The organism is Burkholderia theae (assembly GCF_048565265.1).
In the GTDB taxonomy this organism is placed as follows: domain Bacteria; phylum Pseudomonadota; class Gammaproteobacteria; order Burkholderiales; family Burkholderiaceae; genus Burkholderia; species Burkholderia theae.
This window is the reverse complement of sequence record NZ_CP183462.1, coordinates 308,667-323,031: the sequence shown is the minus strand read 5'-3', so window position 1 is coordinate 323,031 and position 14,365 is coordinate 308,667. Positions and strand designations below refer to the sequence as shown.

At 66.4% G+C, this 14,365-nt stretch carries 14 protein-coding genes; 6 read left to right on the top strand and 8 right to left on the bottom strand.

Going from position 1 to position 14,365, the window contains the following annotated elements; genetic code table 11:
* Positions 1-9 precede the first annotated feature (9 nt).
* Positions 10-561 (top strand): N-acetyltransferase family protein, encoded by a 552-nt coding sequence (locus ACN22W_RS18980; protein ID WP_419688974.1) that lies wholly within the window; start codon positions 10-12, stop codon positions 559-561.
* Here ACN22W_RS18980 and ACN22W_RS18975 read toward each other — a convergent pair.
* Positions 544-1,464 (bottom strand): LysR family transcriptional regulator, encoded by a 921-nt coding sequence (locus tag ACN22W_RS18975; RefSeq protein WP_129515446.1) that lies wholly within the window; start codon positions 1,462-1,464, stop codon positions 544-546. The two genes, ACN22W_RS18980 and ACN22W_RS18975, sit on opposite strands and share 18 nt — an antisense overlap.
* A gap of 150 nt (positions 1,465-1,614) precedes the next feature.
* Between ACN22W_RS18975 and ACN22W_RS18970 the strand changes: the two genes are divergently transcribed.
* Complete coding sequence (locus tag ACN22W_RS18970; RefSeq protein ID WP_419688973.1) at positions 1,615-2,796, top strand: FAD-dependent oxidoreductase; 1,182 nt, start codon at positions 1,615-1,617, stop codon at positions 2,794-2,796.
* A 23-nt stretch (positions 2,797-2,819) separates the two neighbouring features.
* On the opposite strand, the gene ACN22W_RS18965 is transcribed toward ACN22W_RS18970, so the two are convergent.
* From ACN22W_RS18965 to ACN22W_RS18955, 3 genes are all read right to left on the bottom strand, one after another.
* On the bottom strand, positions 2,820-4,166 hold the full coding sequence (locus tag ACN22W_RS18965; RefSeq protein ID WP_129515448.1) for a glutamine synthetase family protein: 1,347 nt from the start codon (positions 4,164-4,166) through the stop codon (positions 2,820-2,822).
* Positions 4,167-4,316: 150 nt separating this feature from the next.
* Positions 4,317-4,874 carry a helix-turn-helix domain-containing protein gene (locus tag ACN22W_RS18960; RefSeq protein ID WP_048245547.1) on the bottom strand — a complete coding sequence of 186 codons (558 nt, stop codon included), beginning with the start codon at positions 4,872-4,874 and terminating at the stop codon, positions 4,317-4,319.
* A gap of 17 nt (positions 4,875-4,891) precedes the next feature.
* The gene (locus ACN22W_RS18955; RefSeq protein WP_419688972.1) at positions 4,892-6,181 is read right to left on the bottom strand and encodes an NAD(P)/FAD-dependent oxidoreductase; all 1,290 of its coding nucleotides are present in this window, start codon (positions 6,179-6,181) and stop codon (positions 4,892-4,894) included.
* 292 nt (positions 6,182-6,473) lie between these two features.
* On the opposite strand from ACN22W_RS18955, the gene codB reads away from it, so the two are divergent.
* Genes codB through ACN22W_RS18940 form a run of 3 tightly spaced genes read left to right on the top strand, consistent with a single transcriptional unit; the run spans position 6,474 to position 9,786 of the window.
* A complete protein-coding gene (gene codB, locus ACN22W_RS18950) occupies positions 6,474-7,769 on the top strand; it encodes a cytosine permease (RefSeq protein ID WP_419688971.1) in 1,296 nt (431 codons plus the stop codon).
* Positions 7,770-7,813: 44 nt separating this feature from the next.
* The gene (codA, locus tag ACN22W_RS18945; protein WP_419688970.1) at positions 7,814-9,067 is read left to right on the top strand and encodes a cytosine deaminase; all 1,254 of its coding nucleotides are present in this window, start codon (positions 7,814-7,816) and stop codon (positions 9,065-9,067) included.
* 23 nt (positions 9,068-9,090) lie between these two features.
* A complete protein-coding gene (locus ACN22W_RS18940) occupies positions 9,091-9,786 on the top strand; it encodes a TetR/AcrR family transcriptional regulator (protein WP_419688969.1) in 696 nt (231 codons plus the stop codon).
* 154 nt (positions 9,787-9,940) lie between these two features.
* Here the strand turns inward: ACN22W_RS18940 and ACN22W_RS18935 are convergent, their stop codons facing one another.
* Positions 9,941-10,372 (bottom strand): hypothetical protein, encoded by a 432-nt coding sequence (locus tag ACN22W_RS18935; protein ID WP_419688968.1) that lies wholly within the window; start codon positions 10,370-10,372, stop codon positions 9,941-9,943.
* A gap of 276 nt (positions 10,373-10,648) precedes the next feature.
* Between ACN22W_RS18935 and ACN22W_RS18930 the strand changes: the two genes are divergently transcribed.
* Positions 10,649-11,590, top strand: a complete 942-nt coding sequence (locus tag ACN22W_RS18930; protein WP_419688967.1) for a LysR substrate-binding domain-containing protein — start codon at positions 10,649-10,651, stop codon at positions 11,588-11,590.
* Positions 11,591-11,772: 182 nt separating this feature from the next.
* Here ACN22W_RS18930 and ACN22W_RS18925 read toward each other — a convergent pair whose 3' ends face one another.
* From ACN22W_RS18925 to ACN22W_RS18915, 3 genes are read right to left on the bottom strand one after another with little or no spacing between them, the layout of a single operon-like run.
* The gene (locus tag ACN22W_RS18925; RefSeq protein ID WP_419688966.1) at positions 11,773-12,963 is read right to left on the bottom strand and encodes an NAD(P)/FAD-dependent oxidoreductase; all 1,191 of its coding nucleotides are present in this window, start codon (positions 12,961-12,963) and stop codon (positions 11,773-11,775) included.
* Positions 12,960-13,130: a rubredoxin gene (locus ACN22W_RS18920; protein WP_048250728.1), complete on the bottom strand. Its 171-nt coding sequence runs from the start codon at positions 13,128-13,130 to the stop codon at positions 12,960-12,962. The genes ACN22W_RS18925 and ACN22W_RS18920 overlap by 4 nt, the downstream gene beginning before the upstream one ends.
* Positions 13,131-13,150: 20 nt before the next feature.
* Positions 13,151-14,206 (bottom strand): Rieske 2Fe-2S domain-containing protein, encoded by a 1,056-nt coding sequence (locus tag ACN22W_RS18915; RefSeq protein WP_419688965.1) that lies wholly within the window; start codon positions 14,204-14,206, stop codon positions 13,151-13,153.
* Positions 14,207-14,365: the final 159 nt, after the last annotated feature.

Sequence of the window (14,365 nt, the reverse complement as noted above, 5' to 3'; positions counted from 1 at the left end):
GGAACACGCATGGCACCGAACACGACGACGATCGACATCCGCGCTGCCGACCCCGCCGACGCCGCGACCATCGCCGGCATCCACGTCGCGTCATGGCAGGCAACCTACGCGGGCATCATACCGGCCCCGTTCCTCGCCGGTCTGTCGGTCGAAAAGCGCACGGCCGCATGGCGCTGTGCGCTCGACGCCGGTCGGCCGCGCGTCGCCCTCGCGTTCACGGACAACGAGCCGACGGGCTGGATCGCATACGGTCCGACACGCGACACCGACAAGGATCGCACCTGGGGTGAGATCGAAGCGATCTATCTGCACCCGTCGCATTGCGGGCAACGCATCGGCGCGACGCTGGTCGACCATGCGTGCCGATCGCTGCATGACGCGGGCCACGCATGGGTGTCGCTCTGGGTGCTGGTCGAAAACCGTCGCGCAAGAGCGTTCTATGAACGCGAGGGCTTCGTCGCGGAAGACGACATCAAGACGTTCGAGATCGACGGCACGCCAATCGAAGAAGTGCGCTATTGGCGCGCACTGCCGAAGCAATCCTCACGACTGAATAGTTAGCCCCGCCTCCAAACGCAACTGCATCATCCGCACCAACTCGCGGATCTTCGCGTTGACGGAATTGCGGCTCGCATAAGCGGCAAGCAGTTCCAGCGGCGCCGGTGCCATCTCCAGCGGCACGCGCAGCAACCGCCCGTCAGCAAGCTCGGCCGCGCACGCACGCTCGACGAGAATCGCGAAGCCGATCCCGTTCAGCGCCGCCAATCCCGCCATCTCGCCGCTATTGACGCGATACCGGCTCGCGACCGGAATCTTGTGAATCCGCCCGTCGCGATCGGCGAACTGCCATGGCTGCCCTTTCAGCGTGCTCAACGTCGTGATGCACGGCAATTGCCTGAGCTGTTCCGTCCGGGTCGGCATCCCGGTCCGGGCGACGAGCGACGGCGCAGCCACGACGACGCTCGGCAAACACGCGAGTGGCCTCACGACGAACGCGCTGTCGTCCAGCTTCCCGCGATTGACGATGATCGACAGGTCGATGTCGTCGCGCAACGTCGATATGCCCGCGAGGCTGGTATCGCAGTCGATTTCGACGCGCGGATGGCGGCTTGCGAATTCCGCGACGATCGGCCCGAGCATGCGCGGCCCGATTTCGCCGGGCACGCAGAGCTTCAGCACGCCACGCAACTCCGTTTGCTGCGAGGTCAGCTCGGATTCGGCCAGCGTCAGCGCATCGAGCATCGGCCTCGCGCGCTCGTGCAGCAGGCGCCCGGCCTCGGTCATCCGAAGGTGCCGCGTGCTGCGCTCCAGCAACCTCACACCGAGCCTCGACTCCAGTTGTGCCACATGGCGGCTCACGTTGGAACCCGGCAACGCAAGCGCACGCGCGGCACCCGCAAAGCTGCCCTCGTCGACGACCGACACGAACACGCGCACCGCATTCAGATCCAGCTTGCTACGCATCATTATCCCGTTTGAGGTATCAAAGCCCGCCATTTTTCATGGCTTATCCCGCCAGACACCGTAATTTACGATGCTCGTCCCGTCAATGCGACGCCGAAGCGCGAACCCGCGACCCAGCGAGCGCTCGCACGACAATACGGAAGGAGTGTCATGGATATTGCAATTCTGGGTGCCGGCATCGCCGGCATGAGCACCGCACTCGCGCTTGCCGGGCGCGGGCACCGGATCCGTCTGTACGAACGCCGGCTATCCGACTCGACGATGGGTGCGGGCGTGGTGCTGTGGCCGAATGCCGGTTTCGTGCTGGCGCAGCTCGGCATCCTGCCGGACATCGTCGAGGTCAGCGGCCACCTGCGCGCGATGCGGTGCATCGACCGGCACGGCAACCCGTTCAAGCTCACCGATATCCGCCAACTCGACCGCCGCATGGGTTTTCCGACGCGCTCGATCCTGCGGCGCGACCTGCAGGCCGTGCTCGCGCGACACGTGGCCGCGCGCGGCATCGAAGTCTGCTTCTGCCACTGCGCAACGGCCATCGACACCGGGCCGGACGGCCGCGCCGTCGTTCGTTTCGACAACGGCACGGCGATCGCGCCCGATCTCGTGATCGGCGCGGACGGCCGCATGAACTCCGTCGCGCGACGCCATGTCGTCGGCAGCAACACGCCGGTCTATCAAGGATTCGTCAACTGGATCGGCGTCGCGCAGAGCGACGCGCCGCTCGTCGATGACGTGTCGATATTCGACTACTGGGGCACACGCGAACGGTTCGGTATCGTCGCGATCGATCGGCAGCGCGTGTACTGGGCCGCGGCACGGTCCGAAGCCGACGGCGACGGCGACGACACGGTGCAAGGCGATCCGGGGCCGATGCTGAAACGGCTATTCGATGCGTGGCCTGCACCCATCGCAGACGTGATGCGCGCGACGCCGCCGAACACGATCGCAAAGATTCGCGTGCACGATCTCGATCCGGTCGACGTGTGGCACCGTGGCAATGTGCTGCTGATCGGCGATGCCGCGCATGCGCCCTTGCCCACCTCAGGACAAGGTGCATGCCAGGCACTCGAAGATGCGTGGCACCTCGCCCGTTGTCTCGACGAGCACGGGGAAGGCAACGGCAGCGACCTCGACGCAGCACTCGCGTCGTTCACGATGCGACGCAGCCTGAAAACCACGGCGATCACCCTGCGTGCCCGCGATTTCGCCCACCGGCTATTCGGCAACGACACGCACGAAAGCGCACGGCAGGTCGATCCGCTTGCCGAAATCGACTCCCTGGCGCACGCGTGGGGCGCGAACCTGCCGTTGGAGCAGATGCCCGATCGATAGGACTCGCAGGCGGCGGCATGCAATCACAGAAACCACCGATACTCCCGCGCGCCGATCTCGTTGCGAAAATCCAGCTCCTCCTGCCGCTTGTTCTCGCAATAGACCATCACGAACTCGCTGCCGAGCCCTTCGCGCACGGCCGGATGATCCTGCATCGCGGCAACCGCAGACAGCATCTCCTTCGGAAAATCGATCCCGCTGCCGCGGTCCTCGTTGAGCGGCGCGATCGGTTCGATCCGTGCATCGAGTCCGTGCTCCATCCCGGAAAGGATCGCCGCGAGCACCAGGTACGGATTCGCATCTGCACTGGCGAGCCGGTGCTCGATCCGCAGGTTGCGCGCATCCGACTCGGGAATCCGGATGCACGCATCGCGATCCTCGAAACCCCAGCTTGCGCGGCTCGCCGCGTTCACCATCGACCCGTAGCGCCGGAACGCGTTGTGATTCGGCGCGAACACCGGCATGCAATGCGGCAGCAGCGCGAGACATCCGGCCACCGCGTGCCGCAGCGGTCGCTGCCCGTCCGCCGCGAGCAGGTTGCGCCCCGCGTCGTCGTACAGGCTTACATGCACGTGCATCCCGCTGCCCGGTGCATGCAGGTACGGCTTGCCCATGAAGCTCGCGCGATAGCCGTGCTGCAGCGCGACGCCGCGCGTACTGCGACAGAACAGCGCCGACCAGTCGGCCGCGCGCAGCGCGTCGTCGGTGTGGCCGAAATTGATTTCGAACTGGCCGGGCCCGAGTTCGGCCGTGATGACCGTCGCGTCGACGCCCTGCTCGCACGCGGCCTCGACCATCTCGTGCAGCACGTCGGAGAAGCGCGACAGACGCTCGATATGCATGTTCGGCTGATCGTCGCGGTCGTCGCTCAGGCGGTCGCGCGGATACTGCGGCATCCCTTCCGCGAGCTGCGCGGCGAACAGGTAGAACTCGAGCTCGAACGCGACGACCGGCCGGATGCCGCGCGCCGCGAAGCGCCGCAGCACGCGCGCCAGCACCTCGCGCGGTTCGAACTCGATCGGTGCATCGGTGCCGTCGGAGCTGATCAGCATCTGCGCGAGCGGCTGCCGCTCCCAGCGCACCGGCTTCAGCGTGCCGGGGATCAGCCGGCGCGGCGCGTCGGGGTCGCCGTCGTTGAAGCAGTAGTCGCCGATCTTGTACAGGCCGCCCTGCGTGCCGAGCAGCACGCAGTTCTGCGGCAGCTTCAGCAACGAACCCGACGCGACCTTCTCGAGCGCGTCGATCGGGTAGCGCTTGCCGTAGAAATGCCCGGGCAGGTCGAGGCAGATCAGGTCGACATAACGGATCTCGGGGTGTGCCTGCCGGAATGCGCGGACTTCACCGACCAGCGCGGGAACGACGTCAGCCATGTCTCATCCTTTCCATGTCTTGTATGGCGGTGCCGCGGCGCGGCGAACCGGATTCATGCGGCACGCGGAACAACGCAGTCGCATTTAAATCAGTACTGCAAATAGGCTGCGAGGTGCGGCGGCCTGCAACGCCGCCCGCCCCGCTACAACTCAGGTGAATACCCAGATCACGCGCGTCGGCGCGTCGGTCAGGTTGGCGTAACGGAAGCGCCGGTGCGCGGGAAGCTGGAACGCATCGTTCGGGCCGAGCGTGACGGGCGTGTCGTCGCCGTCGATCCAGATCGTCAGTTCTCCTTCGAGCACGAAGCCGCCCTGCTCGTCGCTGTCGTCGACGGGCCGCTCGCCGCTGCTCGCGCCGGGCGCGAGATGGCTTTCGAGGATCGAGAAGCGCGAGCGCATGTTCGGCGACACGAGGATGTCGGTAATGCCGGCCGCGTAATACACGGTGCGCCGCTCGTCGGGCCGCGTGACCCACGGCACGCTGCGCGGCTTGCTCAGGCTGTAGAAATACGTGGTCGGCACGCCGAGCGCCTCGCCGATCGCGGTGAGATCCGCGACCGTCGGGCGCGACAGCCCGCGCTCGACCTGCGACAGAAAGCCGACCGAGCGGCCGATCCGCTCGGCGAGGTCGTTCAGCGTGACCTTGCGATGCTTGCGTAGGTCGCGGATCAGGATCGCCAGACTTTCTATCTCTTCCTGTTCGTTCATGATGGGTTCCGGTGCGGTCAGACGGTATCGCGCAAACGGTACCAAACCTTGCCCAGCGCTTCCAGCGGCGCGGCGAGCCGGTCGCCGCCGGGAAAGCGCGGATTGCGGATGCGCTGGTATTGGGCGAGCAGGCGCTCGTCGCCGAGCACGGCGTCGGCGACCGCGCGCGCACCGGCCAGCGTCGGCAGCACGCCGTGCCCCGAGAAGCCCTGCAGCCAGAAACGCTGCCCGTGACGGCCAATGTCCGGCGTGCGGCGCATGCTGATGTCGATATGGCCGCCCCACGCGTAATCGAGCGGCACGCCGGCCAGTTGCGGGAATGCACGTTCGAGGTGCGGGCGCGTCGCCGCCGCGATATCGGCCGGGATGCCGCCGAGATACGTGCAGCCGCCGCCGAACAGCAGCCGGTTATCGGGGCTCAGGCGGAAGTAGTCGGGCACGAACTGGTTGTCGATCACGCAGCTGTTCTGCGGCAGCAGCGAACGCGCGACATCGGGCGCGAGCGGCGCGGTCGCCACCTGGTACGTGCCGACCGGCAGCAGCCGGCGCGCCAGGTCGCGATCGAGCCGGTCGACGTACGCGTTGCAGGCCAGCACGAGCACGTCCGCGCGCACTTCGCCGCGCGCCGTGCGGGCGACGTGGCCACCGGGCGTCTCGCGGCAGTCGAGCACGCGGCTCTGCTCGAAGATGCGCCCGCCCGCGCGCTCGATCGTCTGTGCGAGGCCGAGCGCGAGCTTCAGCGGATTCAGGTGGCCGGCCTCGGGATCGTGGAGTGCCGCGAGATAGCGCCCGCCGCCGATCCACGCCGGCATTTCAGCCCGCTCGATCACGCGCAGCCGGTCGTAGCCCCATCGCTCGGCGGCCTCGTCGCGGGCCTGCGCGAGCATCGCGACGCGCCGCGGCCGCACCGCCGCCCACAGGCTGCCGGGCCGGTAATCGATGTCGAAACCGTGCCGCCCGGGCAATTCGCGCACCTCGGTCGCGGCCCAGCGCATGCTGTCCCACAGCAGGCGTGCGCCGTCGCGGCCGAGCACATCCTCGAGCGGCTGCATGTCGCACGACCAGCCGAGCAGCGCCTGCCCGCCATTGCGGCCCGACGCGGCCCACGCGACGCGGCTCGCCTCGAGCACCACGACGCGCTTGCCGGCGAGCGCGAGACGCAACGCCGTATGCAGCCCGCTGAAGCCGGCGCCGACGACGAGCACGTCGGCGTCGATGCGTTCGTCCAGCTCCGGACGACGCGGGATCGGCGCCGGATAGGTGCCGGCGTAGTAGCTTGCGACGTGACGGTCGGACTGCACGAACATGCGGGCTCCGGTGAAATTTACCTCGCTAAATTTCATGAAAAATTAGCACGTCAATTTCACGGAGGCAAGCGCGCGGAAAAACGGCGCAGCGACGGATCGACCGATACACACGACACCCCAAGGGTGCACCGCACCAATCCCGCCCTTCCCCCCACCATCCGCCCGGCCTGAATTTTTACGCTTGTAAAAATTTTGGACAGAGAGAATGACACCTGGAAACAGCGCGTCATCTGTCCATGCACGGCCCCTGCCAACCCTTTCGGACCCACCCAGATCGCTGACGGGAGTAAAGATGCCCACGAACCAGGATTCACGCCCGACGAACGCATCCGATCACGGAGAATTCTCGCTAAGCGAAGTCCCGCTCGAGAAACGCACCGGATTCCTGTCGATCACGATGGTGCTGCTGAGTTTCACGTTCTTCACGGGAACGATGTTTGCCGGCGGCAAAATCGGCGTTGCCTTCGACGTCGTCAGCATGATCCAGATCGCCGTGATCGGAAACCTGTTGCTCGCCGCCTATGCGGCGTCGCTGGCGCTGATTGCGGCCCGCAGCGGCCTGAATGCGGTGCTGATGGGACGATTCTGCTTTGGGGAAGTCGGCAGCAAGCTGTCCGATTTCCTGCTCGGCTTCGCCGAACTCGGCTGGTACGCATGGGGCACCGCAACGGTGGCCATCGTCCTGGTCAAGCTGCTCGGGTGGCCGGCCTCCGTTACCACGCCGTTGATGATCCTGTTCGGCTTCGGGTTCTCGATCACGGCCATCATCGGCTATCGGGGCATGGACGTGCTGTCGCGCGTCTCCGTGCCGCTGATGTTCGTGCTGCTGATGACGTCGATGTGGATCGCCACCCGCGATATCGGCGGATGGGCCGGCCTCAAGCACATCGCGCCGTCTCATCCGATGCAGTTCTCGGCCGCCGTGACCATGGTCATCGGCACCTTTGCCAGCGGTGCCACCCAGGCAACCAACTGGACGCGCCTCGCACGCAGCGCGCGCAGCGCCGTGTCGGCAAGCATGATCGGATTCTTCGTGGGCAACGGCCTGATGATCATCGCGGGCGCGTACTGCGCGATCGTCTATCAGCAAGCGGATATCGTCGAAGTGATGATGCTGCAGGGCCTGTCGATCGCGGCGGTCGTGATGCTGTGCCTCAACCTGTGGACCATCCAAGGGCCGACGATGTACAACGTCGCGGCCGCCGGATGCCACCTGCTGCGCACCGAACGGCGCCGCACGCTCGTCCTCGTGGGCGCGGCGATCGGCATCGTGCTCGCGGTCGGCGGGATGTATGAGCTGCTGATTCCGTTCCTGGTGCTGCTCGGTTCGATCATTCCTCCGGTCGGCGGCGTGATCATGGCGGACTACTGGTACCGCCATCGCGGGAAATACCCGCCGCTTGCCACCGCGCGCCTTCCGCGCTTCAATCTGGTGGGTCTGGCCGCCTACGCGATCGGCGCGATCCTCGCTTACACGTCGCCGTGGATCGCGCCGATCGTCGGCATCGCGGCGTCCGCCGGCGCGTACGTCGTGCTGCTGCAGATTGCCCGTGCGCTGTCGCGCGAACCGTCGGTCCAGGGCGAATGATTCCGCCGAGCGCCGTCCCGGTCCCCCGAACAACAGGAGCTTTCATGAAAATCGTCAATGCGAAATTGCGCGGCCGTAGCGGCCTCTTCACGATCGACATCGATGCGGACACGATTCGCGGCATCGACCTCCAGCCGTCGCCGTTGACGCCGCAAGGGGATGACGTCATCGATGCAGGCAGCAATCTCGTCATCCCGCCGCTGGTCGAGCCGCACATTCATCTGGATGCGACGCTGACCGCCGGCGAACCCGAGTGGAACATGAGCGGCACGCTGTTCGAAGGCATCGAGCGATGGGGGCAGCGCAAGGCCACCATCACGCACGACGATACGAAAGCCCGCGCCCACACCACGATCGGGATGTTGCGCGACAACGGCATCCAGCATGTCCGCACGCATGTGGACGTCACCGATCACACGCTTGCCGCATTGAAGGCGATGCTCGAGGTCCGGGACGAGGCGCGCGACCTGATCGATCTGCAGATCGTCGCGTTCCCTCAGGAGGGCATCGAATCGTTCGAGAACGGACGCGCGCTGATGGAGCGCGCGATCGAGATGGGCGCCGACGTCGTCGGCGGCATTCCGCATTTCGAGAACACCCGCGACCAGGGCGTGAGCTCCATCAAGTTCCTGATGGATCTCGCGGAACGCAAGGGCTGCCTGGTCGATGTCCATTGCGACGAAACCGACGATCCGCACTCACGCTTCCTGGAGGTGCTCGCGGAGGAAGCGCGGGTTCGCGGGATGGGCACGCGCGTCACCGCCAGCCACACGACCGCGATGGGTTCCTACGACAACGCGTACTGTTCGAAGCTGTTCCGCTTGCTGAAGCGCTCGGAAATCCATTTTGTTTCGTGTCCGACCGAAAGCATCCACCTGCAGGGGCGTTTCGACACCTTTCCGAAACGACGCGGCATTACGCGGGTGGCGGAACTCGATCGCGCCGGCATCAACGTGTGCTTCGGACAGGATTCGATCAAGGATCCGTGGTATCCGATCGGCAACGGCAACATCCTGCGCATTCTCGACGTCGGCCTGCACGTCTGCCACATGCTCGGTTATGAAGACCTGCAGCGATGTCTCGACTTCGTCACGGAGCACAGCGCCAACGCGATGTCGCTGGGCGATCGTTATGGCATCGCCGTCGGGCGGCCGGCCAACCTGCTGATCCTCGATGCGGATTGCGACTACGAAGTGGTTCGCAAGCAAGCGAAGGTGCACATGTCGCTTCGCGCCGGGAAGGTCATCATGCAGCGCGCGCCTGAACGCATCACCTATCCGGACGCGAACACGCATTGAGCGGACGACACCCCCGGTCCGACATGAAGGTGGAAGACATGGCGACGAACCCGTCCGAGCCGACGGCCGGAACGCCCGCCCGGCCGCATGGCCGGCGCGAAGCGCTGCGCGACACGCTCGAGGCGGCCATTCTCGCCGCGGCCGAAGAATCGTTTTCCACTCACGGATTCGAGGGGAGTTCGGTGACGACGATCGCCGCGGCCGCCGGCTTGTCGAAGCAGAACCTGATGTACTACTTCCCAACGAAGCTGGCGCTCTACAAGCGCGTGCTGGATGACGTATTGCGGGACTGGCTCGGCAGGATGCGGGAGTTTGCGGCGCCCGATCGAGAGCCCGCGGAAGCCATGTCGGCCTACATCCGGGCCAAGCTCGAGTTCTCCAGAAATCGCCCGCATGGATCGCGGGTGTTTGCGCTGGAGATCATCGGCGGCGCGAAGACTTACGGAAAGGAAATTCGCAAACAGCTGATTCCGGTGTTGCGAGACGACATCCGGGTGCTCGAACGCTGGATCGATGCCGGCAAGGTCAGGCCGGTCGATGCGGAGCATCTGTTCTTCCTGATCTGGGCAGCCACGCAGGCGTACGCGGATTTCGCGCCCCAGATGCTGCTGGTGCTCGGCAAGCGCTCGCTGGGCAGCGACGATTTCGACGCGGCTTACCGCACCATCTCGGACCTGGTGCTCAAGGCCCTGATCACCGGCGACGGCATGACGAAATGATGGATTGACCGCCTCCATCGCGAGGTCGGTCATGCAGCGGCGGCCCGGCGCCCTCGGCGTTCGTCGAGCCGTGCGGGATGAAGTCGCGATGATGCGCGCTTCGTCGCCGTCCGCTCGCCGCTCGCTTCATCGAGGCTCGCCGGGGAACCGCCGGTCAGTCGTTGTGCTTGTGGTGCTTCTTGTGTTTGTTGCCGTGGTAGTTGTCGTTGGAACGCGAGTTGTTGCGCGACACGTGGCCGCCCAGCGCCGCACCCGCACCGCCGCCCACCGCGGCGCCGACGAGACTGCCGGTCGTGCCGCCCATCGCGTTGCCCGCAGCGGCGCCCGCGCCACCGCCCAGCGCGCCGCCGACGACCGCACCCGTGCGTTCGCGCTTGTTCGACGTCACCGCGCCGCCTGCGCCGCCGCCCACTGCGCCGCCAATGATGGCGCCCGTGCTGCCGCCGACCGCATGGCCGACCGCCGCGCCGGCGACACCGCCGAGCGCGCCGCCCAGTGCATTGTTCGTGTCACTGGCCATCGCAGGCAGCGACGCCACTGCCGTCGCGCCAACCACCACTGCCATCCCGACCCATTTCTTCAGCATCTGCCTGCCCTCTTCAAATTCCGAGATATCGAGCGGCGAATTTAGCATTTTTCCGGAAAGCCCATCGTAATGAAGGGTTAAATCAGCGGTTTTCGGGTCGAGTCCGCACTGCGACCCACGTCGCGGCCATGAACCCGCGAACATAGACGCGATATCCGATCCGTTATGAAGTCCGCCCCGCAAGGCCCGTCCGCCGGCTCCGGCGATCCACTCGATTGACGACCGAAATATCGCTACGTATACATCGCTGCACAAACGAACTCACCGGCAGCCAGCATGTCCCGACACGTCATCGACGCCCATCTCCTGAAGACCCTTCACACGCTCATCACAGAATCGAGCGTCTCGCGCACCGCCCTGCTGCTCGGACAATCGCAGCCGACCATCAGCGTCGCGCTACGCCGGCTGCGCGCGATCACCGGCGATCCGCTGCTGGTGCGGAGCGGCAGCCGGATGGTGCCGACCAGTCACGCGATGACGCTCGTCGAGCCGCTCGACCAGGCGCTCGCCGGCATCGCCGCCGTGCTGAACCCGGCCAGCAAGTTCGACCCCGCCACGACGCGCCGCACGTTCCGCATCGGCTCGCCCGACTATCTCGACGTGTTCTTCCTTCCCGCGATCGTCGACGCGTTCAAACACGAGGCACCGGGCGCACGCATCGAGTACCAGCACCTGATGACGGTGGACGGCGGATACGAACACGCGCTCGAAAGCGGCGCGCTCGATCTGGCGGTCGGCAACTGGAGCACGCCTGCCCAGCAGTTGCATCTGCAGCCGCTGTGCCGGGACGATCTCGTGTGCCTGATGCGCGACGATCACCGGATCAAGCGCGGCCGGCTCACCGCCGACGTCTACCGGGAAGCGGAACATCTCGGCGTGACCACGCATCACGCGACGGGGCTCGGCACGATCGACCGGGAACTCGCGCGCGGCGGCCTGTCGAGAAACGTCACGACGACGATGCCCTACTTCGGCATGGCGCCTTATGTGCTGATGCGCTCGAACCTGCTGTTCACGACGACGCGCACGCTCGCGATGCATTTCTGCAGCCTGCTGCCGCTACGCATCGAACCGCTTCCGTGCGAACCGCAGGCACTGAGCTATTACCAGCTCTGGCACGACCGCACGCATCGCAGCGCCGCCGCCATCTGGCTGCGGCGCCTCGTGTCGGGCGTCGCGAAGAAGCTGGTGCCGGAACACGCAGGCGACAGGCGGTGAAACGCACGCGGTGAAAAGCAAAAAAGCCGCGAGCAAATGCTCGCGGCGACGAACGGACGAGCCCGCGCACATCGTGCGGGCCGCGTCCGCGACAGGGGTCGGTCAGCGAAGGGGCTGCCTGTCGAAGGCGCACCTGGAAAAGCGCCATTTCAGGGGCCGCGCGCTCGCGCGCGGCTATAAGGCTAGGTCGATGCGCCAGCGGTCATCGCCTTCAGCAGCGCGGCCTTTTCCGCCGTCGCCGAATCGAGCAGCGCAAAACCCGTGATGCGCCCCGACTCGGGATCCGAGCAGAGCGCACGCGTCGCGCGCGGCGCATCGCCGACCCCGATCTCGGTGGTCCAGCGGCCGCCATCATCCGCCGTCACGACGACGGCGGGAATGGCCGGCGTCTTCACCACGACCGGCATCACCGGAAAATCCACCCGTGCCGGCGTGCCCCGCAAGCACTGCGCCAGTGCGCGCGCCGCATGCATGATAGGCAGCACGTAAGGCCGCACGCGCCCGTCGATCGCCGCGCAGTCGCCCAGCGCGAAGATGTCCGGCGCGCTGGTGCGGCACCACGCGTCGGTCACGATCCCGTCCGCGACATCGAGCGCCGCCTCTCGCGCGAGCGCGGTTCTCGGCACGAGCCCGATCGCCGAGATCACGAGGTCCGCGTCGAGGCTCGCGCCATCCGTCAGCGCAAGCCGGTACCCACGCACGAGACGGGCGATCGAGCGCACGCCCGCGCCGAGCCGAAGCTGTACGCCCGCATCGCGCAGCCCATGCGCGAACACCTGTCCGGCCTCCGGCGGCAGCAATCGCGACAACGGCGCGTCAGCGGGATCGATCACGGTGACCGTCAGCCCCGCCGCGACCAGATCGTTCGCGAACTCGCAACCGATGAGACCCGCGCCGAGGATCGCGACCGATCGACAGTCACTCAGTGCGCTGCGAAGCCGCGCGTAGTCGGCCAGGTCGTTGACCGACAGCACGTCGGCCGCACCATCGCCTTCGCAGGGCACGCGCCGCGCATCCGCGCCGGTGGCGAGGACCAGCGCGCGATAGCGCAACACCCGCGCGTCGTCGAGCACGACCTCATGCGCGTCGACGCGAATCCGCCGCACCGCGCACTGCGTCCAGATGGACGCGCGCAGTTGATCCGCCATCGCCGCCGCATCGGACATCGCAAGCTGCTCGGGTGTCTTGCGCTGCGCGAGCGCGTTCGACAGCGCCGGCTTCGAATAAAAGCTGCCGTCGTCCCGGCTGATCATCACGAGCGGCGTCTCGCCGTCGAGCTTGCGCCACTCGCGCGCCACGGTATAACCCGCGAGGCCCGTGCCGACGATGACGACGGGATCGTTCCGGTTATCCGACGTTTCTCTTATGCTCATGCGGCCACCACCTGCATGTCGAAATCGTGCTTGCCGGTCGCGCAGTCCGGACACATCCAGTCGTCGGGCACGTCTTCCCAGCGCGTGCCGGCCGCGATCCCGTGCTGCGGCAAGCCTTCGGCCTCGTCGTATCGAAACCCGCAGATCACGCATTCCCAGATCTTCATCGCGTTCTCCTATGCAGCGATCAGCGTGCGTAAGACTGGCCGAGCCCCAGCTCGCCGAGCGCACGCCGGTAGGCACCCGACGAGCGATCGGCCAGGATCGGCGCTTCCTGCGAACGATCGATCGGCAGATCCTCGGGACACTGCTGCTCGACGATCTCGCGATCTTCCTCGAACACCTGGCGATTGAATTCGTACACGTCGTCGAGCGGCAGGTCGTGATCGAAGTTGCGCACGATCGGCACGAACAGGCGCGTCAGTCGCGCGGAAACGGGGCTGGCCGCGTTCAGGATCGCGAGCCGGCCGCCTTCCGGAAAATGCACGGTAAGGCGTGCGAAGAACGGCACGTCGACCTCGAACACGCGCCGCCACAGAAACCCGTCGGGCGCGCGATGCTGCATCGACTTCGGAAAGTTGCTGACCGTGCTGACGTATTCGGCCCGCAACCCGTTCTCGCGCCGCTCCACCGAGTATTGCGGCACGACCGGATTGCACCGGTCGGCAAAGCTGTCGTGATGAATCCACGCGAAGTGCGCGACGTCGATGAACCCTTCCGTCTGCCGGCCGGCCGACGCACGAATATCGATCGACGGCGGCAGGATCTGCTGGAAACCCTCCTCGTTCCACGCGGGGAAGTCGGGCAACGGCAGTTCCCCGCCGCCCAGCGATACCCATACGAGCCCGTACGCCTGCTGCGCCGCGAAGGTCGTCAGGCACAGGCGCTCCGGAATCGGGCCGTCGGGCTGCGACGGAATATGCTCGCACTTGCCGTCGGCCGCGTATTCGAGGCCGTGATACGGGCACACGAGCCGATCGCCGATCACCCAACCGCGGCTCAGCGGCGCGCCCCGGTGCGGGCACACGTCGCGCGCGGCGACGATGGTGTCACCTGAGCGGAACAGCACGAGCCGCTCGTCGAGCAGCGTCACGCCGAGCGGGCGTTCGCGCACGTCGCTCGCGAACGCGACCGGATGCCAGTAGCGGCTCAGTATTTCCCAATCGCGCACGTCGAACGTGCAGTTGCGGGGCGGGACGGGCGAGCGTGACCGAGTCAACGGCACGACCTGGGTATGCGTCATTCGTGTCTCCTGGCATGAGTGGCTGTCAACGCGGCGACCGTCGAAGGTCCGGGCATAACCGCGCGGAACCCACGATATAGAGCGCGCTGCCCGGCTCCCATCGCCGGACCGCCATGTAGTCCATGTCGACGCCGGCATGGACGCGCACCGCACGCGCGT